The organism is Nocardioides sp. Iso805N, from assembly GCF_000364605.1.
In the GTDB taxonomy this organism is placed as follows: Bacteria; Actinomycetota; Actinomycetes; order Propionibacteriales; family Nocardioidaceae; genus Nocardioides.
In genome coordinates, this window is sequence record NZ_KB822578.1 from 196,140 (window position 1) to 217,624 (window position 21,485).

The window sequence follows — 21,485 nt, forward strand, 5'->3', positions numbered from 1 at the left end:
ACCCTAGGACACGGCCCGCCGGTAACGCTCGGCCAATACCCGGAGGTGCTCGACGAGCTCGTCGGGGGACTCGACCCGGAAGTCGAGACCCAGCATGCCGATCCAGATCGCGACCGTCTCCAGGCTGTCGCCTCCCGTGACCAGGACACTGGTCCCGGGCCCGATGGCCTCGACGGTGCCGACGGCCGGGTTGATCCGTGCGATGACCTCCTCGGCGGGCGCGTCGATCGCGAGTCGGGCGTGGACCGCCCACCCGGTGCGCGCGACCTCCCGCACCACGAGCTCGGTGAGGTCCTCGGGCGGCCGGCGTGGCGCGAACCGCCGACCGCCCGGCGTCCGCAGCCTGAGCCAGTCCACCCGGTAGGGCGCCCAGCCCGCGGCGGCGTCCTCGTAGGCGACCAGGTACCAGCGCCGCTGCCAGGCGATGAGCCGGTAGGGCTCGAGCTCGACGGGCGCGTCACGGTAGTAGGTCCGTAGACCCTGGTGGTCACGGATCGCATCGGCGAGCTCGGCCAGCAGTCGTGGCTCGACGGGCCGGTCAGGGAACCGGCCATCGGTGTTGGGTCCGGTCGTCGTGGCAGCGCGCAGCGACTCGAGTCGTCGGCGCAGTCGATCGGGCAGGACGTGCTGCAGCTTCGCCAGCGCGCGGGCACCGCTCTCCTCGAAGCCTGAGACGCCGGTCGTCGCCTGGAGCCCGACCGCGACGGCGACGGCCTCCTCGTCGTCGAGCAGCAGCGGCGGCATCTTGGCTCCGACGCCCAGGCGATACCGCCCGCCCGGCCCACGCACGGCGTCGACGGGGTAGCCGAGCTCGCGCAGCCGCGCGACGTCGTTGCGCACGGTCCGGTCCGTGACGTGCAGTCGGGCGGCGAGCTCGGCGCCGCTCCAGTCGGGCCGGGACTGCATCAACCCGAGCAGCTCGAGCAGCCTTGCCGAGGTCTCTCGCACGCGGTCGAGAATAGCGGAACCTAACGTTCCTGAATCCCTCCTAGCGTGATGATCACCAACCAAGCCCAGCTCATCGGAGGACCTGATGACCACCACCGACACCGCGATCCAGCGCTTCACCATCGACGTGCCGCAGTCCGATCTCGACGACCTGTCCGCTCGGCTCGGGCGCACCCGGTTCGCCCCGGCCGCGCCGGACGACGCGTGGGAGTACGGCGCTCCCTCGGCGTACCTGCACGACATGGTGGCGCGCTGGAAGGCGTTCGACTGGCGCGCCGTCGAGCGCCGCGCGAACGCCCTTCCGCAGTTCGTGACCGACATCGAGGGGCAGCGGGTGCACTTCGTCCACGTGCGCTCGGCGGTTCCGGGCGCGACCCCCGTGCTGCTCGCCCACACCTACCCGGGCTCGTTCCTGGAGTTCCTGCCGATGATCGGTGCGCTGACCGATCCGCTCGCACACGGCGGCCGGGCCGAGGACGCCTTCGACGTGGTGATCCCCTCGATGCCCGGATTCGGCTTCTCCACCCCGATGTCAAGGGGTCGCTGGACGATGGCCCGGGTCGCCCGGACCTACGACGCGCTCATGCGCGGCCTCGGTTACGAGTCGTACGGCGTGCACGGCAGCGACGCTGGAGCGATGATCGGCCGCGAGCTCGCCGTACTCGATCCTGAGGGCTTCCGCGGAGCGCACGTGCTCCAGCTCTTCTCCTTCCCCTCGGGTGCGCCGGGGGAGATGGACGGCTTCGGCGAGAAGGAGTACGCCGCGCTCGCGCACCTGCAGTGGTTCGCCTCCGTCGGCGGCTACAACGCGATGAACGGGACCCGTCCGCAGACGATCGCCGCGGCGGTGTCGGACTCTCCGGTGGGGTGGCTCGCCTACAGCGAGCTGTTCGAGAGCTTCGGCAACGGCACCAGCCTGGTCAGTGCCGAGCAGGTGCTCGAGCAGGTGTCGCTCTACTGGCTGACGAACACGATGGCGACGGCCGTTCGCTACCACTACGAGGAGCAGCACGCGGGCACGACGCCGGTCGTCAGCGGTGGTCGGCTCGGGGTGGCCGTGTTCGCCGACGACTTCCGGACCATCCGGCAGCTCGCCGAGCGGGACAACACGAACATCGTGCACTGGTCGGAGTTCGACCGCGGTGGACACTTCGCGGCGATGGAGGTGCCGGCGGATGTCGTGAGCGATCTGCGGGAGTTCTTCGGCCGCTGACGCGGCGGCGTCTCGGACGTCACCCGGTGACATCACAACTCCTCACCGGGTGACGTCTCGACGTCAGTGGGGCAGGGACGTGGCCCGCCAGCCGCCACGACCATGGGCGAGCGCGGGCCGCATCTGCCGGCCCGGGTGCGCCCACTGCGAGCGCTGCGGCTTCGGGGCCGGCGCGGTGCCACCCAGCGAGGAGAGCACGGTGACGATCGCCGCGATCTCCTCGGGCGTCGCGTGCGCGTCGACCACCCGCAGCGTCGGCGCTGCGGGCGCCGTCGCCTCGATGGTCTCGATGTCGTCGATGTCCTTGGCGCTCACAGCGGGATGTTCCCGTGCTTCTTGGCCGGCAGGCTGCCGCGCTTGGTCTTGAGCAGCCGCAGTGCCTTGACCACCTCGACGCGGGTCTCGTGCGGCGCGATGACGCCGTCGATGTAGCCGCGCTCGGCCGCGATGTAGGGGTTGGAGAGCTCGGTCTCGTACTCGTCGATCAGCTCGGCGCGGCGAGCCTCCACCTGCTCCGGGGTACCGCCGCCGTCCGCGATGCCCTTGAGCTCGCGGCGGTGGATGATGTTGGCCGCGCCCTGCGAGCCCATCACCGCGATCTGCCCGGTTGGCCAGGACAGGTTGATGTCGGCGCCCAGGTGCTTGGAGCCCATCACGTCGTACGCGCCGCCGAAGGCCTTGCGGGTGATCACTGTGACCAGCGGGACGGTGGCCTCCGCGTAGGCGAAGATCAGCTTGGCGCCGCGGCGGATGATGCCGGCGTGCTCCTGGTCCGAGCCGGGCAGGAAGCCGGGGGTGTCGACGAAGGTCAGCACCGGGATGTTGAAGGCGTCGCAGGTGCGCACGAAGCGGGCGGCCTTCTCCGAGGCGTCGATGTCGAGGCAGCCGGCGAACTGCATCGGCTGGTTGGCGACCACGCCGACCGGAGAGCCCTCGACCCGGCCGAAGCCGACCACGATGTTCGGGGCGAACAGCGGGTGCACCTCGACGAACTCGCCGTCGTCGAGCACCGTCTCGATGACGGTGTGGATGTCGTACGGCTGGTTCGGGCTGTCCGGGATGAACGTGTCGAGCGCCAGGTCCTCCTCGGACGGCTCGAGGTCGGCGACGGTGTCGTAGACCGGGAGCTCGTCGAGGTTGTTCTGCGGGAGGTGGTCCAGCAGCGCCTTGACGTACTCCATGGCGTCGTCCTCGTCGGAGGCCATGTAGTGGGCCGCGCCCGACTTGGTGTTGTGCGCCCGCGCGCCGCCCAGGTCCTCCATCGAGATGGACTCGCCGGTGACGGTCTTGATCACGTCGGGACCGGTGATGAACATCGCCGAGGTCTTGTCGACCATCACGGTGAAGTCGGTGACGGCGGGGGAGTAGACGTGACCGCCGGCGCAATTGCCCATGATCAGGCTGATCTGCGGGATCACGCCCGAGGCGTGCACGTTGCGCTTGAAGATCTCGCCGTAGAGGCCCAGGGAGACGACGCCCTCCTGGATGCGGGCACCGGCGCCCTCGTTGATGCCGACGATCGGCGAGCCGGTCTTGATGGCCAGATCCATGATCTTGCAGATCTTCTCGCCGTAGACCTCGCCGAGCGCGCCGCCGAAGACGGTGAAGTCCTGGGAGAACACGCAGACCTGGCGGCCGTTGACGGTGCCGTAGCCGATCACCACGCCGTCGCCGTAGGGACGGTTCTTCTCCAGCCCGAACGCCGTGGAGCGGTGCCGCGCCAGCTCGTCGATCTCGACGAAGGAGCCCTCGTCGAAGAGCATCTCGATGCGCTCGCGAGCCGTCTTGCGGCCGCGGGCGTGCTGCTTCTCGACGGCCTTCGCCGAACCCGCATGGACGGCCTCGTCGAGCCGTCGCCCGAGGTCGGCGAGCTTCCCGGCGGTGGTGTGGAGATCCGGCTCGACCGGGTGGGCGTCGGCGGGCTGCGCGCTCACGTGCTGCTCCCTGGGTGTGTAGACGACAAGTGCGTGCGCCAATCTAGTGCCCATGACCACGGATGGAGTGAGACGCGAGTCACTCGATGCTGCTCGGCTGGCCGAACTGGCGCCGACCTGGCGGATCGAGATCCTGCCGGAGACGCCGTCGACGAACGCCGTCTGCGCCGACCGCGCCCGCGCCGGAGAGCCGGCAGGGCTCGTGGTCACGACCGAGCACCAGTACGCCGGACGTGGCCGCCTGGACCGGGTCTGGCAGATGCCGCCGCGGTCCGCGCTGGCGGTGTCGGTGCTGCTGCGCCCCGACCTGCCTGCGGCGCGCTGGCCGTGGCTGCCGTTGATGACAGGTGTCGCCGTCGCGCGGACCACCGGGGGCCGGGTGAAGTGGCCCAACGACGTGCTGATGGGGGAACAGCTGAAGAAGGTCTGCGGGATCCTGGTCGAGCGGATCGAGACCGAGGACGGTCCGGCCGCGATCCTCGGCATCGGGCTCAACACCTCGCTGAGCGCCGCGGAGCTGCCGGTGCCGACAGCCACCTCGCTGAGCATCGAGCGTGGGGTGGAGGTCGACCGGACCGCGGTGCTGATCCAGCTGCTGGCCGACCTGTCGGCGGCGTACACGCTGCTGGTGGCGGATCCGCAGCAACTCGCTGCCCAGTACGTGGCGCTGAGCGCGACGATCGGCGAGCGGGTCCGGGCCGAGCTTCCGGGTGACCGTGAGCTGACCGGGACGGCCAGCGGGATCGACGAGTTCGGGCGGCTGCTGCTGGACGTGGACGGCGATGCGAGCGGGCAGCCGACCGCCGTCGGTGCCGGTGACATCGTCCACCTCCGCCCCGCCCGGTGAGCCGGATGGGATGATCGCCCCGTGGCCATCTCCTCGAAGCTGCTCAACGACGGTGAGCACGTCGTCGTCAGCACCCGTACGCATCCCAAGGCGCTGATCCTTCCGCTCCTCGTCCTGGTCGTGCTCCTCGCCATCGGCGTGGCGGCCCTCGTCGTGGTCGACTCCCGCCCGACCCACGGGGTGGTGTGGGTCCTGGTGATGATCGGCGCCATCTGGTTCTTCGTGCGACCGCTGGTGGTGTGGGCCTCTGCGACCTACACGGTGACCAACCGGCGCCTGATCACCCGGCGTGGTGTGATCACGCGTCGCGGCCACGACATCCCGCTGAGCCGGATCAGCGACGTCGAGTACGAGATGGGGCCCATCGACCGGATGCTCGGCTGTGGCACGCTCAAGATCAGCGATGCCAGCACCGACGGCGAGGTCACGCTCTTCGACATCCCTCACGTCGAGGACTTCCAGCGCCGGCTCAACGAACTGCTCCACGCCGGCGACTCCGGCAGCCGCGACGGCCGGGGCGACTGACGTGTCGCTGTTCGACCCGCAGGCAGGCACCTACACCGCCGATGAGGTGGCGGAGCGCGCCGGCGTCACGCTCGACCAGGCCAAGCGGCTGTGGCGCGCGCTGGGCTTCCCCGAGGTGGGCGGCGAGGCGATCTTCGGTGACCGTGACGTCGCGGCGCTGCGGATGCTCACCGAGAACCTCAGCAACGACGCCCTGGTCGACTTCGACCTTGCGGTGAACCTGACGCGGGGGCTCGGCCAGACCATGGCGCGCCTGTCGGACTGGGAGATCGCCGCGCTGGTGCACCAGGCCGAGACGCGCCACGGCAGTGTCGCTGCCGGCGACGATGCGGAGGACGGTTCCGAGGCGGCCGTCGCGGGCGAGGGCGGCGCGGCCGCGCTCGCCGCCGCGACCAGGGTGATGGTCGGCTTCAACGATGCCTTCGAGCAGCTGATGCTCTACGTCTGGCGCCGTCACCTCGGCGCTGCCGTGGCGCGTCTGGAGGCCGCGACCTCCGGGGAGCTCGGCACCACCCAGCTGACGGTCGGCTTCGCCGACATCGTGCAGTTCACCGCCCTCTCCAACACCCTGACCGAGCAGAAGATCGGCGATCTCGTCGAGCTGTTCGAGTCGCGCTGTGCCGATGTCGTCGCGGTCCAGCACGGCCGGGTGATCAAGTCCTTGGGCGACTCGGTGCTCTTCGTCAACGACGACCCGATCAGGGCCTATGACACCGCCGAGGGGATCATCAACGTGATCGGCCGCGACCCGCGGATGCCCGACGTACGTGTGGGGCTGGCCAGCGGATCCGTGGTCACCAGGCTCGGCGACGTGTACGGGCCGCCGGTCAACATGGCCGCCCGTCTCACGGCCGTGGCCCGCAAGAACCGGATCATCATCGACGAGACCACAGCCGCGCTGCTGCCCGCCGACCAGTTCGAGACCCGGCGGCTACCGGCGCGTCCGGTGCGTGGGTTCGGGATCGTCGAGCCCGTCGCCGTACGCCGCAACTGACAGCCTGTCGGCGGGCGCTCAAGCCGGCTCCTGAAGAGGACATGGCAGGTACTGACGGTCGCCTGCCCCTGGCAGCAAAGTGCCAATGGCCGTGATGGGTCAATCGCTTGGGTTAAGGGCTTTACGTTTCCTATGGTCGGCCTGTGATCACCGTTCAAGACGTTCGCCTGGATCCTGTCGATCGTCGCGCTTGGCGTGGCGAGGAAGAGATCTCGTTCTCCCGCAAGGAGTTCGATCTCGTGCACGCGCTCATCGCACGGGCCGGCGACATCGTCACCCGCGAGGAGCTCATGCGTGATGTCTGGCACGCCAGCTTCTGGACCTCCTCGAAGACGATCGACGTCCACCTCGGCTGGGTCCGGCGCAAGCTCGGCGACGACAGCCGTCGCCCCCACCTGATCTCCACCATCCGCGGCAAGGGCCTGCGCTTCGAGACGGAGTGATCGGTCCGGCGGACAGCGGCGCCTGGCAGGTGGTTCGGAATCGCTGAGCCTGGGTAAGAGGCCCGCGTGATGCGTCTAGGGGGTTCTCGCTGGTCTGCTCGTCTGCGTGGGGTGCCGGTGGCGCTCGCCCTGGTCGCGGGGGTGCTTGCGATGGAGGCTGGTCCCGCGCAGGCGGCGACGCCCGCGGAGAACGCGTTCGTGCAATGCAGCGATCTCGGCGGCGCCATCTACGTCAACGCGGGTGGAGCGCTGCTGCACGTGAAGAGTTGGAAGGACTACGGCTACGACGGCACCGCCAACGGGGTTGCCGAACCCGCCCACAGCACCGCGACCATCACCAGCAGCAGCTCGTGTGCGACGCGCGCTACCAAGACGCCGGCGAACGGCACCTTCGTGCGCGCGGTCGTCGCTGACAGCGCCCAGGCCGACGGGTGGAAGTGGAGCGGGGACATCTACGAGATCGTCGGCGGTGCGCCGATCACGGTGCATGCCTGGGCGAACATCGGCGTCACCACAGCGCCGACTCCGGTTGCGGTGTCGGCAGGCGTCCTATCCGCGCTCGCCGCTCCTGGCAGCTGCCCCGACGATCTGGCCGGCTGCTTGTACGCACGCCCAACGACCAACACGGTATTCGCCGGTTACAGCACGACTGCCAAGGCGCCCAAGGCTTTCTACAGGATTGACTCGGTGGGCCATCCCGTCCCGCAGGCCGCGGCGACGGCAGGCGAGAAGAACGTCGACCAGACCAGCATCAACGCCTGCGAGCGGATGATCTGTGCTCCCAACGGCAACATCGTCAACGCGTACGGCGCCGGCTACGGCGTGCTGCACGTCGACGGCTGGGCCCAGGACTATCCGTCGGCAGCCGCTGTCTCCGTCCAGCTGAGTGCCGGGACGTCGGTCTTCGTGGTGCCGGCCAACCGGCCCACCTCCTACGTGCCGGCTGGCACCGCGGGCAACCACGGCTTCGACGTCAACCTTTCCGTCCCGGCGGGGACCTACGACCTGTGCGGCACGGTGCTCGGCACGAGCCCCGGCGCGACGACGCAGGCACTCGGCTGCAGCCCCGTGGTCGTGCCGGGCGCCAAGCCCGGCAAGGTGCACCGGCCGAAGGTGAAGGCCGAGGGGCGCGGCCGGATGCTGGTGAAGTGGAAGCGTCCGAACACGCACGGCAGCCCGATCTCGGCGTACATCATCAAGTTCAGCACGGGGAAGAAGAAGCAGGTCTCCGGCTCGCTGCACTCCTACGTCGTCAAGCACCTGCCCCGGGACCATCGGGTCACCTTCAAGGTGCGTGCGATCAACGCCGTCGGGCTCGGTTCCTACAGCAAGTCCTCGAAGTCGGCCACGGTCAGGTGAGCCGATAGGCTCACCGCCGTGCCGGAACTCGCTCCCACCCTCGCCGTCATCGGCGGCGGACAGCTCGCCCGGATGATGGCCCAGCCGGCCATCGCGCTCGGACTGCCGCTGCGTCTGCTCGCGGAGGCCGAGGGCGTCTCCGCAGCCCAGGTCATTGCCGACCAGCTGGTCGGCGACTACCGGGACCTTGCCACCCTGCGCCGGGTCACCGCGGGCTGCGCGGCAGTGACGTTCGACCACGAGCACGTACCGACCGAGCACCTGCACGCCCTCGAGGCCGACGGCATCGCGGTCCGCCCCGGCCCCGATGCCCTGGTCTACGCCCAGGACAAGGGCCTGATGCGGGAGAAGCTCGGCGAGCTGGACATCCCCTGTCCGCGCAACGCCATCGTCGGATCGGTCGCCGAGGTCGAGGAGTTCGGCTTCCCGTGCGTCCTCAAGACCACCCGCGGCGGGTACGACGGCAAGGGCGTCTGGGTGGTCTGCTCCGCGCAGGACGCGATCGAGCCGTTCGATGTCGCGGCGCGCACCGGCGTGCGGATCCTCGCCGAGGAGCTCGTCGACTTCCGCCGCGAGCTGTCGGCGATCGTGGCGCGCTCGCCCAGCGGCCAGGCGGCCGCCTACCCGGTCGTGCAGACCACCCAGCTCGACGGCATCTGTCACGAGGTGATCGCCCCGGCGCCCGAGCTGAGCGAGACGCTCGCCGGTCAGGCGCAGCAGCTCGCGCTCACGGTCGCCGGTGAGCTCGGTGTGACAGGCATCCTCGCCGTCGAGCTGTTCGAGACCGTTGACGGCCGGATCTTGGTCAACGAGCTGGCGATGCGACCGCACAACACCGGCCACTGGACCCAGGACGGTGCCGTCACCAGCCAGTTCGAGAACCACCTGCGCGCCGTGATGGACCTGCCCCTCGGCTCGCCGGCGCCGCGCGCCCGCTGGTCGGTGATGGTCAATATCCTCGGCGGCCCCGACGCCGGGGTCGGCCGTCTCTATGACGGCTTCCCGCACGCCCTGGCCCGTGACCCGCACCTGCGGGTGCACCTCTACGGCAAGGAGCTGCGGCCTGGCCGCAAGGTCGGCCACGTCAACACCTACGGCGAGGACCTGGACGACTGCCTCGAGCGGGCCCGGCACGCGGCGGCCTGGTTCCGCGGCGACCTCGGCAACGAGAGCGAGTAAGACTCGTGTGAGTGTCACCGTGACCCATGGGTCACGGTGGCACTCACACGAGCACTAGGCTCGCTGCCCATGAGCGCAGCTGTAGGCATCGTGATGGGGTCGGACTCCGACTGGCCGACGATGAAGGCGGCCGGCGAGGCGCTGGCGGAATTCGGCGTGGCCTACGAGGCCGACGTCGTCTCCGCGCACCGCATGCCGGAGGAGATGATCGACTACGGCAAGCGCGCGCACGAGCGCGGGCTGTCGGCGATCATCGCGGGTGCCGGGGGAGCCGCACACCTGCCCGGGATGCTCGCCGCCGTGACGCCGCTGCCGGTGATCGGCGTGCCGGTGGCGCTGAAGTACCTCGATGGCATGGACTCGCTGCTCTCCATCGTGCAGATGCCGGCAGGCGTCCCGGTCGCCACCGTCGCGATCGGGAACGCGCGCAACGCCGGCCTGCTCGCCGTACGGATCCTGGCGGCGTCCGACCCGGCGCTGCAGCAGCGGATGATCGACTTCCAGGCCGACCTGAAGCGGATCGCCCAGGAGAAGGGCAAGGTCGTTCGCGGCGAGGCGTGATGACCTCGCGCGTCGGGGTTACCGGGCGAGCATGACCACTGCACCATTCGAGCCCGGCACCGAGCCGTTCCCGGACCCCGACGCTCCGGCGATCCCCGATCCCATGACCGACCCGATCGATCCGGATGTCGTCCCGCCCGAGCCCGGCGCTCCGACGCCGGCCGAGCCGGAGACCCAGCCCGAGCCTGTCTAGCCCGCTGCGCCTTCCTCAGTCGCCGCGCCGGCGCCACTCGATCGCCGGGCAGGTGTCCATCACCATCCGTACGCCGGCGGCGGTGGTGCGCTCGTAGGCTGCCTCGTCGACCACGCCGAGCTGGAACCAAACGCCCTTGGCTCCGACCGCCACCGCCTCGTCGGCGAACTGGCCGGCCGCCTCGGAGCGGCGGAAGACGTCGACCACATCGATCGGGAACGGTACGTCGGCCAGCGTCGGGTAGGCCTTCTCGCCCAGCACGACGAGCTCGCCCTCGGCCGCCGCGGGGTGGATCGGCACGATCCGCTTGCCGCGCCTCTGGAGCAGGTCCGCGATCTCGTAGGCGGTCCTGCTCGGGTCGCCGGAAAGGCCCACCACCGCCCACGTCTGGGTCTGGTCGAGGAGGTGGTCGACGTCCGCTTGATCCGCCCAACGACTCATGAACACAACGTATCTGGGGTATGAAGTGACCTGTGCCACTACTGTCGAGTAATGTTCGGCGAGCGCCCGCTTCTGGGCGTCCGTGTCTGGGAGGCACGTTCTCAACGGAGAGAGGGAAAAACTCCATGAAGTTTGTTTCGAAGGCCGCCGCGTTTGGCGCTGCTGCTGCCATCAGCGCCACCGGTCTGGTTGCCGCCACGGGGACGACGGCCAACGCCGCAACCGTCACCAAGACCTACACCTGCTCGCTGCCGGTCGGCTCCCCGTTCGCGGTCCCGGTAGCGTTCACCCTTCCGGCACTGCCTACCACGGCCCCGGCGGGCGCTTCCGTACCGTCGCTGCCGGTGTCGGCGACGATGACCCTGTCCCAGGTCGAGACCGCAACCATCCAGGCTGAGGTGGCCGCCCTGACCGGTACCGCGCCGACCGCCTTCGGAGGCCCCGTATCCGGTGCGGGCAGCATCGGCTCGACCGCGCTGCCGATCAACCTGACGGTGCCCTCGACGACGATCAACACCACCGGCGACACGGTGCTGAACGCCACCGGCGCTACCGGCGCGGTCAAGGCCCCGGGTGCGGCGGGCACCTACACGGTTTCGCTGCCCCAGTCGATCACGGCGAAGCTTCTCGGTTCCAGCGTGCCGGGCGCCGTCTGCACCCTGCCTGGATCCGATGCGACCGTCGGCTCGCTCGCCGTGAAGGCCGCCCCGGCGACCCTCGCCGTCAGCGCCCCGAAGAAGGCCAAGCTGCACCACGCCATCAAGGTCAAGGTCACCACCAACCTGACCGGCAAGGCCGTCGCCAAGATCAAGGGCAAGAAGGTCGCCTCGGCGACCATCAAGTCCGGCAAGGCCACCCTCAAGATCAAGAAGGGCCTGAAGAAGGGCGCCAACAAGATCGTGGTCTCGGTCGGCTCGCTGAAGAAGACCGTCAAGGTCAAGGTCAAGTGACCTCTGCTCACTGAGCGCTGAAGGGCGCGCCTCCCTCGGGAGGCGCGCCCTTTCCCATTTCCACACCGGGCCAAGCAGCTGACGGCAAGGCCTCAAGGCTGACCCTAGGCAGCCGGACATGCGTGGGAGGGGACACGCCTCGATGACGTCTTCACGACCGAAGTCCGCTCCGGCGGCCGAACAGTTGTCCGGCCCCGACACACATAGCCCGCACCGCCGAACGAACGTTCGGGACGCCAGCGGTGCGTCCTGCTGGCGGCCATCGACTTCTGGCGCCCCGCCACGGACCCCTCGTTAGCCTTGCTAACGGCCTCGGGTAGCGTCGGAGCCATGGCTGAGCTCATCGAGATCCCCGCAGGCGACGGCACCGCCGAGGCTTACCTCGCCCGACCCGACGGCACTCCGAAGGGCGGCGTGCTCTTCTTCATGGACGCGATCGGGCTGCGGCCCCGGATCGCCGAGATGGCCGACGAGATCGCTGCTTGGGGCTACCTGGTGCTGGCGCCGCACGTCTTCTACCGGGAGGGCAGCGCCGCCGAGCTCTCGCCCACGGGAGACCTGCGCGATCCCGAGCAGCGGGAGAGCTTCTTCGCCACCTCCAACGTGGGGCAGCACATCGCCAACCTCACCCCGGACCTGGCCGCGCGTGACACCGCGGCGTACGTCGAGAAGCTGCAGGCGCTGCTCACCGAGGCGGGTGCCGCCGGTGCCAAGCTGGCAGCCACCGGCTACTGCATGGGCGCCCGGCTGGCGATCCGCGCCGCCGGTCAGTTCCCCGGCCTGGTCGTGGCGGTCGGAGGCTTCCACGGCGGGGGCCTGGTCACCGACGACCCGCAGAGCCCGCACACCGTCGTGACCGGCCAGGCCGAGTACGTCTTCGGGCACGCCGAGAACGACCGATCACTCAGCCCGGAGAACGCCGTCGACCTGGACAAGGCCCTGGAGGCGGCGGGTGCGACGTACACAAGCGCCATCTATCCCGACGCCCCGCACGGCTACACGATGAGCGACACCTCGTCCTGGCACGAGCCGAGCTACCAGCGGCACCTGACCGAGCTGAAGGCGCTGCTCCAGCGCCGCCTCGGCTAGGCCGGACCGGCCTCCAGCTCGGCCTCCGGGCCGAACTGGCTCCTCACGGCTGCCGCCGCCTCGTCGATGATGGCGCGCATCGCGCGCTCGGCGGAGGCGGCGTCGCCGTGACGCACCGCCCGGGCGACCTCGTCGTGCAGGTCGATCGCCTCGCTGTTGGGCTGCGAGGGCATCAGGTGATGGTGCGTTCGTCCCTCCAGCGCCTCCGCCACCAGGCCGGACAGCGCCGCGAACATGTCGTTGCCGCTCGCCTCGAGCAAGGTGTGGTGGAACAGCTGGTCTGCGCTCAGGTACGCCGCCAGGTCGCCCTGGCGACCCGTCATGACCATGTCGGAGACTGCCGTGGCCAGTGCCCGGCACTGCTCGGCGCTGGCACGCTCGGCGGCGAGTGCCGCAGCCTCCGGCTCGATGCCGCGCCGCAGCTCGGCCAGGGAGACGAGCTGCCGCGCCCGATCGACGCCCTCCAGTCGCCAGACGATCACCCGCGGATCGAACAGGTGCCACCCGTCCCGTGGCTGCACCGTCACGCCCACCCGCCGGCGGCTGGCAACCAGCCCCATCGACTCCAGCACGCGGACGGCCTCGCGCGCCACGCTGCGTGAGACGCCGTACTCCGTGCCGATGCCCTCGAGGGTGAGCACGGAGCCCACCGGACGCGTCCCCGCGGTGATCTCGGGGCCGATGCGATCGAGGACTGTCGCATGACGGTCTGGCGCACGGGTCACCAACACATCATGTCAGTCATCAGCTCTACTGGAAATAGGCCTCCCTTTGGTCATTTCTTGCACTAATGATATGACTTATTCATCTGCAGTGTGATGCGAGGCACAGACGGTGGCTCGCCGAACCAACACCGAAGGAGGCCCCGATGGGTGAGTTGCTCGTCGTCATGGGCGTCTCGGGCTCAGGGAAGTCAACCGTCGGCGCTGCCCTGGCCCAACGGCTGCGGGTGCCGTTCGCGGACGCGGACGACTTCCACCCCCAGGCCAACATCGACAAGATGAGCGCGGGCATCCCGCTCGACGACCACGACCGTCGTCCGTGGCTCGACGCCATCGGGGACTGGCTCGCCGCCCACCCGGGCGGCGGCGTGATGAGCTGCTCGGCCCTGAAGCGCAGCTATCGCGACCGGTTGCGCCACCACGCACATGGCGTGGAGTTCGTGCACCTCGCCGGCACCCCCGAGGTCCTCGCGCGCCGGATGGCCGGGCGTCCCGGACACTTCATGCCGGCCTCGCTGCTGAGCTCGCAACTGGGGACCCTGGAGCCGCTCCAGCCCGACGAGCGCGGCGTCACCCTCGACGTCGACCAGGGCGTCGATGACCTCGTCCAGCAGTACGTCGACCAGATCGCCAAGGAGCACTGACATGACCTTCTCCGCTCCGGTCGCCCTGGCGGCCACCTCACTGGTCGAGCCGGTGGCCGCCGGCTGGCAGCTCCTGGTGGCCGCGCTGGCGGGCATCGCCGTCATCGTCGGCCTGATCACCTGGCTGAAGGTGCATCCGTTCCTCGCTCTGATCCTTGGCGCCATCGTGGTGGGAGCGGTCGCCGGCCAGAACCTGAACGACGTGGTCACCAGCTTCTCCACCGGCTTCGGTGCGACCGCCGCCAGCGTCGGCATCCTGATCGCCCTGGGCGCGATGTTCGCCAAGCTGCTGGCAGACTCCGGCGGCGCGGACCAGATCGTCGACACCATCGTGGGGCACGCTTCGACGCGGATGCTGCCGTGGGCGATGGTCCTGGTCGGCGCCATCATCGGTCTGCCGATGTTCTTCGAGATCGGCCTGGTCCTGCTGATGCCGGTGATCTACCTGGTCGCCCGGCGCTCGGGGCTCTCCCTGATCACCGTCGGCATCCCGGCGCTCGCCGGACTGTCCGCGATGCACGGCTTCGTCCCGCCGCACCCCGGCCCGCTCACGGCAGTGCAGGCGCTGCACGCGGATCTGGGGCTGACGCTGGGACTCGGCGTCATCGTCGCCGTACCGACCCTGGTGGTCGCCGGTCCGCTGTTCGGCAAGGTCGCCGGGCGCTGGGTCGACGTACCTGCACCGACGACGTTCGAGAGCCGCGAGGACGAGTCCGCCGAGCACCGTCCGTCCTTCGGCGTCACCTTGGCGAGCATCCTGCTCCCGGTGGTGCTGATGCTGGGCAAGTCGCTCGCCGACATCGTCATCGACGACCCGGACCAGCGCGCGCAGCAGGTCCTCGACCTCCTCGGGACGCCGTTGGTGGCGCTGCTGATCGCGGTCCTGGTCGGCTTCTTCACCCTCGGTCGCCCGGCTGGGATGGGCCGCACGGCCATCGCCTCGGTGATGGATGCCGCACTGCCGCCGATCGTCGGCATCCTGCTGATCGTCTCGGCCGGCGGCGGCTTCAAGCAGGTGCTGGTCGACACCGGCATCGGCAGTCAGCTGGCCGACTGGGCGAAGGCCGCACACCTGTCGGTGCTCGTCCTTGCCTGGCTGCTCGCGGTGCTGATCCGGCTGGCGACTGGCTCGGCCACTGTCGCCACCATCACGGCTTCCTCGCTCGTAACCGGGCTGGTCCAGGGTGCGAGCAGCACCGAGCTGTCCCTGGTCGTGCTCGCGATCGGCGCCGGCTCGCTGTTCTTCTCCCACGTCAACGACGCCGGCTTCTGGCTGGTCAAGGAGTACTTCGGGCTGACGGTGGGACAGACCATCAAGTCCTGGTCGCTGATGGAGACGCTGCTCTCCGTCGTCGGTCTGGGCGTGGTCTTGCTGCTCAACCTGGTCGTCTGAGCCTCAAGGCATCGGGCGCGAGGCCTGAGTCGACCCGGCACGACCGGTGGCGTCGGCTCAGGCCTCGTCGTACTCCGGAGCGTCCAGCTCGATCGACTCCTCGCGATCCGGTCCGGTCTCGGGTGCCTGATCCGGCTCCGGCTCCGTCTGCTCGGCCCCGTGCCGGCCGTGGGCCGTCTCGTCTTCGCGTCCGTGTGTCATGCGCCCCGGTAGCCGTGGCCCGGTACGGACAAACGCTCAGTCGGGGAAGACCCGCGGGATCTGCGAGGCCTTGCCGGTGAAGGCCGCCGGACGCTTCTCCAGGAACGCCGCGACGCCCTCTTTCCCGTCGCCGACCGACGCGTGCCACATGGCGAGCGAGTCGGCCAGGTGTGCCTCGAACGGATCGGTCTCGGCGGCGTTGCGGTAGACCAGCTGACGCGCGAGTCCCAGCGCCACCGCGGAGTGACCCCGGACGAACGACCGGGCCAGCTCGTACGCCGCCGGCAGCAGCTCGTCCGGCTCGTGCACGCTGCGCACCAGCCGGCCCGCGTGCGCCTGCTCGGCGGTGAGGATGTCGGCGGTGTAGATCCATTCCAGTGCCTGGGGGATCCCCACGATCCGCGGCAGGAAGTAGGAGGAGCACGCCTCGGGAACCACGCCGAGGCGCCCGAAGACGAAGCCGATCCGCGCGGTCGTCGAGGCCAGCCGGATGTCCATCGCGCAGGTCATGGTGGCGCCGATGCCGACGGCGGGGCCGTTGATCGCGGCGATGACCGGCTTCGGCAGCCGGTGGATCGCGAGGGTCACCTGACCGCCGGTGTCGCGCACACCGGCATCCCAGGCCGGGTCGTCGATGTTCGCGCGCAGCGACTCGGGCGTCGGGTCGAGGGTCTCGTCGAGACCGAACACGTTGCCCTCGGCGGACAGGTCCATGCCGGCGCAGAACGCGCGGCCGGCACCTGTCACGACGGCGGCGCGGATGGCGTCGTCGTACGCGTCGTGCTCGAAGAACTGCCGGAGCTCGGCCGCCATCGTCAGGTCGAAGGCGTTGAGCGCGTCCGGGCGGTTGAGCAGCAGGGTGGCGATGCCGTCGTCATCGATGCTGACGGCGAGGGTCTCGTAGGTCGTCATCCGGTCACCGACTTCGGGAGGCCCGAGGGCGTGCAGAGACCCGCGGGGATGTTGGCGGTCTTGTCGGCCTTGAGGTAGCCGATGAGCTTGAGTGCCCGGGTCTTGTCCCAGTGGACGTAGAGGTCCGAGATCGGGATCCCGCAGGTGAGCGCCTTGCCGCTGGACACGGACTTCATCGCGAGCCCGAACCGGGCCAGCTGGACGTTGCCCATGCCCTTGCCGACGCTGATGCCCGAGGTCCCCTTCTTGAGCCGGTGCAGCTTGAACGGGTTGAGCAGCGTGCTCGGGCTGGCGGCCTTCTTGCCGATCTGGCCGATGACCTCGGTCTGAGCCTCCCCGCGACCGAGGTCGCCCAGTTGCTGGGCGTGCCGCGACCGGGAGTAGGCGAGTGCCTTGATCCCGCCGGCGTGCTGACAGCCCGCCTTCACGTGCAGGCCGGCCAGCGGGTCGTTCATGGCCTTGGTCGGGCAGATGGTGATCCCGCCGACGCCGTTGACCAGGTTGACCAGGCCACCCATCCCGATCTCCACGTAGCCGTCGATGTGGAGGCCGGTGTTCTGCTCGATCGTCTTCACCAGCAGCTGCGGGCCGCCGTAGGCGAAGGCGGCGTTGATTTTCGTGCTGCCGTGGCCCGGGATCGGCACGTAGGAGTCTCGGGGGATGGTCATGAGCAGGTTCGGTCCGCTGCCGGTGTGCAGCACCTTGATGGTGTCGGTGCGCTGGCCGGCGGCGTCGCCGGTGCTGAGCTTCCTGCGCTGCTTCGCGGTCAGGCCCTTGCGGGAGTCGCTGGCCACGATGAGGTAGTTGGTGCCGGGCTGGTCCGCCGGCCTGGTGCCGCTCGGTTCCCAGTCGACCCGCGCGACCGCGTTGGCGACGCCGAGGCCGACCCAGACCAGGCTGACGATGTAGGCCAGCACGAGTACGTAGATGATCCGTCGGGCGGTCTTGAAGCTGACGAAGCTGCGTCGGCTGCGACCTCCCGACGTACCGGTGCCGCCGGGCGTCGGCGCCAGGGGCGGGGGAGTAGGCGGAGTGGGCGGCCGGGTGCCGGTGTTGGCGTTGTAGGCGGCACCGGCGCGGGCCCGCCGTGCGTCGCGGTCATCGATCGGCATCGCGCGCGTCGCATCGTCGGACGGGGTCGCGGGCCGGCCCTGGGGCGCGCCGTCGGGGCGGCTCGAGGGCTGGGACGGCTGGGGCTGCTTCGAGGGGTCGGGCGAGGAGCCCTTGCCCTTGCCGAAGAGCCAGTCGTACTGGTCAGGCATGGCGGAGACGGTACCGTGCGGGCCACGATCGGAGCCGATCCTCGACATCCGACGACGGGCGGCGAGGCTGCCCGGCGGCCGTCACGCGTACGACGCGCGAGAAGGTCCTGCGAGACCGCAGCGCGTGACACGTCGACTCACGGCTCTCGGCGCGTCGTGGCCCCTGTGACTCCTGTGACTGGAGATACTGGCCGGGCCTGACCTTCCCCTCAGAGCACGAAAGGCCTCGTCCATTGCGGTCCATCGAAGAGCGCGCGGCCCGCGTCCGGTTCCGGCGCGCACTGGCCCTGATGGCGATGACGCTGATCGTCCCCGGCTCGGCCCAGCTTGCTGCCGGCAACCGCCAGGTCGGGCGGATCGCGCTCCGGATCTGGGTGGCGATCCTGGTCGGTGGGTTCCTCACGCTGGTGACCGCCGTCCTGTGGCACGAGCTGGTCTTCTGGGCGGCCACCACGCCCTCGATGCTGCTGACGCTACGGCTCGCGCTGATGGCCGCCGCAGTGGGCTGGGCCTACCTGTTCTTCGACGCCTGGCGGATCAGCCAGCCACTCACCCTGGAGATGGGCCACCGCCGCGCGATCATCTCGCTGACCGGCGTGGTGGCGCTCGGCATGTCGGCGGTGCTGCTCTTCAGCGCGCACCTGGTCGGTGTCCAGCGCGGTCTCGTGATGGCGATGTTCGCCGGCAACTCGGTCTCCGACGCCGCGGACGGGCGCTACAACGTGCTGCTCATCGGCGCCGACTCCGGCGTCACCCGCTGGGGCCTGCGCACCGACTCCATGACACTGGCCTCGATCGACGCCAAGACCGGTAAGACAGTGCTCATCGGGCTGCCGCGCAACATGATGAACTTCCCCTTCCCGAAGGGCTCCATCCTGGCCAAGCAATGGCCGCACGGCTACAACTGCTCGACCTGCGAGCTGAACAGCCTCTCGACCTACTCCGCGGACCACAAGGCGCTCTTCGATTCCTTCGACCAGCCCGGTGTCGAGGCGACGATGGAGGGCATCGAGGGGATCACCGGCCTCAAGATCAACTACTACGCGATGATCAACATGCCCGGCTTCCGGGACCTGGCCGACGCCATCGGAGGTGTGACGGTCAACGTGCGCCAGCCGATCGCGATCGGCAAGACCGGCGACGTCGTCGGCTGGATCAAACCGGGCGTGAAGAAGCTGTCGGGCGAGCAGCTGCTCTGGTACGCCCGCTCGCGCGCCACCTCCGACGACTACTCCCGGATGGCCCGGCAGAAGTGCGTGATGAACGCGATGCTGCACCAGGTCAGCCCGGCCACGGTGATGAAGCACTTCGGCAAGATCGCCAAGGCGTCGGCAGCCCTGTTCACCACCGACATCCCGACCAGCGAGGTGGATCACTTCGCCCAGCTGGCGCTCAGGGCCAAGTCGCAGAAGATCTCGACGCTCTCGCTGGTGCCGCCGCTGGTGAACACCAGCCACCCCGACATCGCCACCATCCGGTCCGCGATCGACGCGGCGATCAACCCGCCGGCCGCCAAGAGTGCCAAGAAGAAGACCTCGACCGCCAAGGGTTCAGGCAAGGGTTCCGCCAAGGGTTCTGCCAAGGCACCGTCGTCCTCGACCAGCACCGCGCCGTCGAAGGACGTGATGACCGAGGGCTCCTACGGCTCGCTGCGGACCGGGTACGTCGCGAACCAGACCAACGACCTCGCCGGCGCCTGCTGAGCCTGGCCGGCGGCCACTGACAGTTCTGGGCCGGGCACGGCGGGCCCTTAGGGTTAGCGCCGTGACCCAGCCCCGTCGTATCGCCGCCGTGGTGGTCACCTACAACCGCCTCGCCCTGCTGCAGGAGCTCTTGGAGCGGCTCGATGCCGTTCCCGAGCTCGAGGAGGTGCTCGTCATCGACAACGCCTCCACGGACGGCACCGGCGAGTGGCTCGCCGGCCTCGAGGGCGGCGAGACCGGTTCCCCCGGCGAGGACTGGCATCGCGCCGTACCAGTCCTCGCGCGGACGCTCACCACCAACAGGGGAGGGGCGGGCGGGTTCCACGACGGGCTGGCCTGGGCGATGGAGCGCGGCGCCGATCTCGCCTGGCTGATGGACGACGACGGTCTGCCCGACGTCGACTGCCTCGCCCGGCTGCTGCGTCTCGACGAGCTCGGCGACCGAGGTCTCGACTTCTGGGGCCCGGTCGTGGTCGACCGCGAGCAGCCCGAGAGGCTGGTCTTCCCCATCCGGCTGCCCGGCGGCACCAAGGTGGTGCACGACATGGTCGACGTGCGCCGCGCCGCCGATGCGACCGGCCGGATCGACGGCATCGTGATCCCGTTCAACGGCGTCCTGGTCACCCGTGACCTGGTCGCCAGGATCGGACTGCCGCGCGAGGAGTACTTCATCTGGGGCGACGACCACGAGTACCGGCTGCGCGCGGAGGCCGCCGGCGCCAGGATCGCCACCGTGGTCGATGCGCAGGTCAGGCACCCCGCCGTCGGCGCGCTCGGTACGCCGATGCTCGGCGGCCGCACTACCTACAACCACACGCCGAGCGATCTCAAGCACTACTGCATGGCGCGCAACAACCTGCTCAACCTGCGCGACTACAAGGGCTGGCCGCACGCGCTCGCGTTCGTGGCCAAGACGCTGTGGTTCTACACCTTCACCCACCGCCAGCCGAGGCGGCTGCTGCTCAGCGCCCGTGCATGGTGGGCGGCACTGTGCGGCGACTTCACCGGACATCGGAGGTATCTGTGAGCCACTCGACCAGCTCGGCGAACGTGCCGGCGATCGAGACGGTGGCCATCGTGGTGGTCACCTACAACCGTGCGGACCTGCTCCAGGTGATGCTGAAGGGCCTGGCCGAGCTCGACCGCCCGGCGGATGCGGTGATCGTGGTCGACAACGCCTCGACCGATCACACCGCCGACGTCCTCGGGGCGTGGGCCTCGGCGGGCTCGACCGACGTCGATCGCCAGGTGATCACCGCGGAGAAGAACCTCGGCGGCGCCGGCGGATTCCACCGCGGCGTCCGCGCCGCCTACGAGCAGGGCTTCGACCGGATCTGGCTGATGGACGACGACGTCGTACCCGCCCCGGACTGCCTCACGATCCTGCTGGCGCAGGACGAGGACTGCCTCATGGCGGTTCGGGAGAACACCGACGGCAGCCTGATCGAGCTTGCCGCCACCCGCTTCGACCTGGCCAACCCACTGGCGATCAAGCCCAAGCGCGCCAGCGTCGTGTCCACCTTCGCCACCCGCGCGCAGATGCCGGCGCGGGTGCGGCTGGAGAACGTCGCCTTCGAGGGCTTCATGGTGCGTCGTCGGGTGATCGAGGCGATCGGCCTGCCCGATCCGAGCTTCTTCATCTTCTACGACGACGTGGACTTCGCCCTGCGCGCCCGCCGCGCCGGCTTCGACATCTGGGCGATCCGGGATGCCGTCCTGGTCCGCCAGCTCGACTTCAGCCAGCAGCACGACCTCTCGAGCTGGAAGGGGTTCTACATGTACCGCAACCTCTTCGCCGTCCACTTCCGGTACGGCGAGAACTCGCTCGTGCGACTCAAGCCGTGGTTGATCATGGTTCTCGTGGTGCTGTTGAGCCCGGTTCGGGGTGGCCGCCAGGAGGCCCGGAATGTGATCTCCGCCGTACGTGCGGCGCGGGGAATGCGGCAGGCGCCCACCGTCTCCGTAGACTGAC

General features: G+C 69.6%; 24 protein-coding genes. 16 read left to right on the plus strand and 8 right to left on the minus strand.

Going from position 1 to position 21,485, the window contains the following annotated elements; translation table 11 throughout:
• Window positions 1-3 precede the first annotated feature (3 nt).
• Window positions 4-948 carry a helix-turn-helix transcriptional regulator gene (locus tag H036_RS0110750; RefSeq protein ID WP_017934792.1) on the minus strand — a complete coding sequence of 315 codons (945 nt, stop codon included), beginning with the start codon at window positions 946-948 and terminating at the stop codon, window positions 4-6.
• 85 nt (window positions 949-1,033) lie between these two features.
• On the opposite strand from H036_RS0110750, the gene H036_RS0110755 reads away from it, so the two are divergent.
• Window positions 1,034-2,161, plus strand: a complete 1,128-nt coding sequence (locus H036_RS0110755; RefSeq protein WP_017934793.1) for an epoxide hydrolase family protein — start codon at window positions 1,034-1,036, stop codon at window positions 2,159-2,161.
• 63 nt (window positions 2,162-2,224) lie between these two features.
• Here the strand turns inward: H036_RS0110755 and H036_RS0110760 are convergent, their stop codons facing one another.
• Window positions 2,225-2,476, minus strand: a complete 252-nt coding sequence (locus H036_RS0110760; protein ID WP_017934794.1) for an acyl-CoA carboxylase subunit epsilon — start codon at window positions 2,474-2,476, stop codon at window positions 2,225-2,227.
• Entirely contained in the window at window positions 2,473-4,095 is a 1,623-nt protein-coding gene (locus H036_RS0110765; protein WP_017934795.1) for an acyl-CoA carboxylase subunit beta, read from the minus strand. The genes H036_RS0110760 and H036_RS0110765 overlap by 4 nt, the downstream gene beginning before the upstream one ends.
• Before the next feature lie 52 nt (window positions 4,096-4,147).
• Between H036_RS0110765 and H036_RS0110770 the strand changes: the two genes are divergently transcribed.
• From H036_RS0110770 to H036_RS25360, 8 genes are all read left to right on the plus strand, one after another.
• Window positions 4,148-4,942, plus strand: a complete 795-nt coding sequence (locus H036_RS0110770; RefSeq protein WP_036488079.1) for a biotin--[acetyl-CoA-carboxylase] ligase — start codon at window positions 4,148-4,150, stop codon at window positions 4,940-4,942.
• Window positions 4,943-4,963: 21 nt separating this feature from the next.
• A complete protein-coding gene (locus H036_RS0110775) occupies window positions 4,964-5,467 on the plus strand; it encodes a PH domain-containing protein (RefSeq protein ID WP_017934797.1) in 504 nt (167 codons plus the stop codon).
• Between the two features lies 1 nt (window position 5,468).
• Window positions 5,469-6,461: an adenylate/guanylate cyclase domain-containing protein gene (locus H036_RS0110780; RefSeq protein ID WP_017934798.1), complete on the plus strand. Its 993-nt coding sequence runs from the start codon at window positions 5,469-5,471 to the stop codon at window positions 6,459-6,461.
• Between the two features lie 143 nt (window positions 6,462-6,604).
• The gene (locus H036_RS0110785; RefSeq protein ID WP_017934799.1) at window positions 6,605-6,904 is read left to right on the plus strand and encodes a winged helix-turn-helix domain-containing protein; all 300 of its coding nucleotides are present in this window, start codon (window positions 6,605-6,607) and stop codon (window positions 6,902-6,904) included.
• A 111-nt stretch (window positions 6,905-7,015) separates the two neighbouring features.
• A complete protein-coding gene (locus H036_RS0110790; RefSeq protein WP_017934800.1) occupies window positions 7,016-8,263 on the plus strand; it encodes a fibronectin type III domain-containing protein in 1,248 nt (415 codons plus the stop codon).
• Window positions 8,264-8,281: 18 nt separating this feature from the next.
• Window positions 8,282-9,442, plus strand: a complete 1,161-nt coding sequence (locus tag H036_RS0110795) for a 5-(carboxyamino)imidazole ribonucleotide synthase (RefSeq protein WP_017934801.1) — start codon at window positions 8,282-8,284, stop codon at window positions 9,440-9,442.
• A gap of 69 nt (window positions 9,443-9,511) precedes the next feature.
• Window positions 9,512-10,003 (plus strand): 5-(carboxyamino)imidazole ribonucleotide mutase, encoded by a 492-nt coding sequence (gene purE, locus H036_RS0110800; protein WP_017934802.1) that lies wholly within the window; start codon window positions 9,512-9,514, stop codon window positions 10,001-10,003.
• A 31-nt stretch (window positions 10,004-10,034) separates the two neighbouring features.
• Complete coding sequence (locus H036_RS25360; protein WP_017934803.1) at window positions 10,035-10,196, plus strand: hypothetical protein; 162 nt, start codon at window positions 10,035-10,037, stop codon at window positions 10,194-10,196.
• 15 nt (window positions 10,197-10,211) lie between these two features.
• On the opposite strand, the gene H036_RS0110810 is transcribed toward H036_RS25360, so the two are convergent.
• Complete coding sequence (locus H036_RS0110810) at window positions 10,212-10,637, minus strand: CoA-binding protein (RefSeq protein ID WP_017934804.1); 426 nt, start codon at window positions 10,635-10,637, stop codon at window positions 10,212-10,214.
• Between the two features lie 125 nt (window positions 10,638-10,762).
• On the opposite strand from H036_RS0110810, the gene H036_RS0110815 reads away from it, so the two are divergent.
• On the plus strand, window positions 10,763-11,587 hold the full coding sequence (locus H036_RS0110815; RefSeq protein WP_017934805.1) for a DUF6801 domain-containing protein: 825 nt from the start codon (window positions 10,763-10,765) through the stop codon (window positions 11,585-11,587).
• A gap of 330 nt (window positions 11,588-11,917) precedes the next feature.
• Window positions 11,918-12,676 carry a dienelactone hydrolase family protein gene (locus H036_RS0110820; RefSeq protein ID WP_017934806.1) on the plus strand — a complete coding sequence of 253 codons (759 nt, stop codon included), beginning with the start codon at window positions 11,918-11,920 and terminating at the stop codon, window positions 12,674-12,676.
• Here the strand turns inward: H036_RS0110820 and H036_RS0110825 are convergent.
• Complete coding sequence (locus H036_RS0110825; RefSeq protein ID WP_017934807.1) at window positions 12,673-13,401, minus strand: FadR/GntR family transcriptional regulator; 729 nt, start codon at window positions 13,399-13,401, stop codon at window positions 12,673-12,675. The two genes, H036_RS0110820 and H036_RS0110825, sit on opposite strands and share 4 nt — an antisense overlap.
• 143 nt (window positions 13,402-13,544) lie before the next feature.
• Between H036_RS0110825 and H036_RS0110830 the strand changes: the two genes are divergently transcribed.
• Window positions 13,545-14,042: a gluconokinase gene (locus H036_RS0110830; RefSeq protein ID WP_017934808.1), complete on the plus strand. Its 498-nt coding sequence runs from the start codon at window positions 13,545-13,547 to the stop codon at window positions 14,040-14,042.
• A gap of 1 nt (window position 14,043) precedes the next feature.
• Entirely contained in the window at window positions 14,044-15,435 is a 1,392-nt protein-coding gene (locus H036_RS0110835; RefSeq protein WP_017934809.1) for a GntP family permease, read from the plus strand.
• A 57-nt stretch (window positions 15,436-15,492) separates the two neighbouring features.
• On the opposite strand, the gene H036_RS25365 is transcribed toward H036_RS0110835, so the two are convergent.
• From H036_RS25365 to H036_RS22550, 3 genes are read right to left on the minus strand one after another with little or no spacing between them, the layout of a single operon-like run.
• Complete coding sequence (locus H036_RS25365) at window positions 15,493-15,636, minus strand: hypothetical protein (protein WP_017934810.1); 144 nt, start codon at window positions 15,634-15,636, stop codon at window positions 15,493-15,495.
• Between the two features lie 36 nt (window positions 15,637-15,672).
• Window positions 15,673-16,548 carry a crotonase/enoyl-CoA hydratase family protein gene (locus H036_RS0110845; protein ID WP_017934811.1) on the minus strand — a complete coding sequence of 292 codons (876 nt, stop codon included), beginning with the start codon at window positions 16,546-16,548 and terminating at the stop codon, window positions 15,673-15,675.
• Window positions 16,545-17,810: an LCP family protein gene (locus H036_RS22550; protein ID WP_157417260.1), complete on the minus strand. Its 1,266-nt coding sequence runs from the start codon at window positions 17,808-17,810 to the stop codon at window positions 16,545-16,547. The genes H036_RS0110845 and H036_RS22550 overlap by 4 nt, the downstream gene beginning before the upstream one ends.
• A 233-nt stretch (window positions 17,811-18,043) precedes the next feature.
• Here H036_RS22550 and H036_RS0110855 point away from each other — a divergent pair, with 233 nt between their 5' ends.
• The 3 genes from H036_RS0110855 (at window position 18,044) to H036_RS0110865 (ending at window position 21,484) form a co-directional block, all read left to right on the plus strand.
• Window positions 18,044-19,513, plus strand: a complete 1,470-nt coding sequence (locus H036_RS0110855; RefSeq protein ID WP_017934813.1) for an LCP family protein — start codon at window positions 18,044-18,046, stop codon at window positions 19,511-19,513.
• Window positions 19,514-19,574: 61 nt separating this feature from the next.
• Complete coding sequence (locus tag H036_RS0110860; protein WP_017934814.1) at window positions 19,575-20,540, plus strand: glycosyltransferase family 2 protein; 966 nt, start codon at window positions 19,575-19,577, stop codon at window positions 20,538-20,540.
• On the plus strand, window positions 20,537-21,484 hold the full coding sequence (locus H036_RS0110865; protein WP_017934815.1) for a glycosyltransferase family 2 protein: 948 nt from the start codon (window positions 20,537-20,539) through the stop codon (window positions 21,482-21,484). The genes H036_RS0110860 and H036_RS0110865 overlap by 4 nt, the downstream gene beginning before the upstream one ends.
• Window position 21,485 lies beyond the last annotated feature (1 nt).

Coding starts and splice junctions, on each gene's coding strand:
- H036_RS0110755 (WP_017934793.1), top strand. CDS start 1,034: ATGACCACCACCGACACCGCGATCCAGCGCTTCACCATCGACGTGCCG.
- H036_RS0110770 (WP_036488079.1), top strand. CDS start 4,148: ATGACCACGGATGGAGTGAGACGCGAGTCACTCGATGCTGCTCGGCTG.
- purE (WP_017934802.1), top strand. CDS start 9,512: ATGAGCGCAGCTGTAGGCATCGTGATGGGGTCGGACTCCGACTGGCCG.
- H036_RS25360 (WP_017934803.1), top strand. CDS start 10,035: ATGACCACTGCACCATTCGAGCCCGGCACCGAGCCGTTCCCGGACCCC.
- H036_RS0110810 (WP_017934804.1), bottom strand. CDS start 10,637: ATGAGTCGTTGGGCGGATCAAGCGGACGTCGACCACCTCCTCGACCAG.
- H036_RS0110815 (WP_017934805.1), top strand. CDS start 10,763: ATGAAGTTTGTTTCGAAGGCCGCCGCGTTTGGCGCTGCTGCTGCCATC.
- H036_RS0110820 (WP_017934806.1), top strand. CDS start 11,918: ATGGCTGAGCTCATCGAGATCCCCGCAGGCGACGGCACCGCCGAGGCT.
- H036_RS0110830 (WP_017934808.1), top strand. CDS start 13,545: ATGGGTGAGTTGCTCGTCGTCATGGGCGTCTCGGGCTCAGGGAAGTCA.
- H036_RS0110835 (WP_017934809.1), top strand. CDS start 14,044: ATGACCTTCTCCGCTCCGGTCGCCCTGGCGGCCACCTCACTGGTCGAG.
- H036_RS25365 (WP_017934810.1), bottom strand. CDS start 15,636: ATGACACACGGACGCGAAGACGAGACGGCCCACGGCCGGCACGGGGCC.
- H036_RS0110845 (WP_017934811.1), bottom strand. CDS start 16,548: ATGACGACCTACGAGACCCTCGCCGTCAGCATCGATGACGACGGCATC.
- H036_RS22550 (WP_157417260.1), bottom strand. CDS start 17,810: ATGCCTGACCAGTACGACTGGCTCTTCGGCAAGGGCAAGGGCTCCTCG.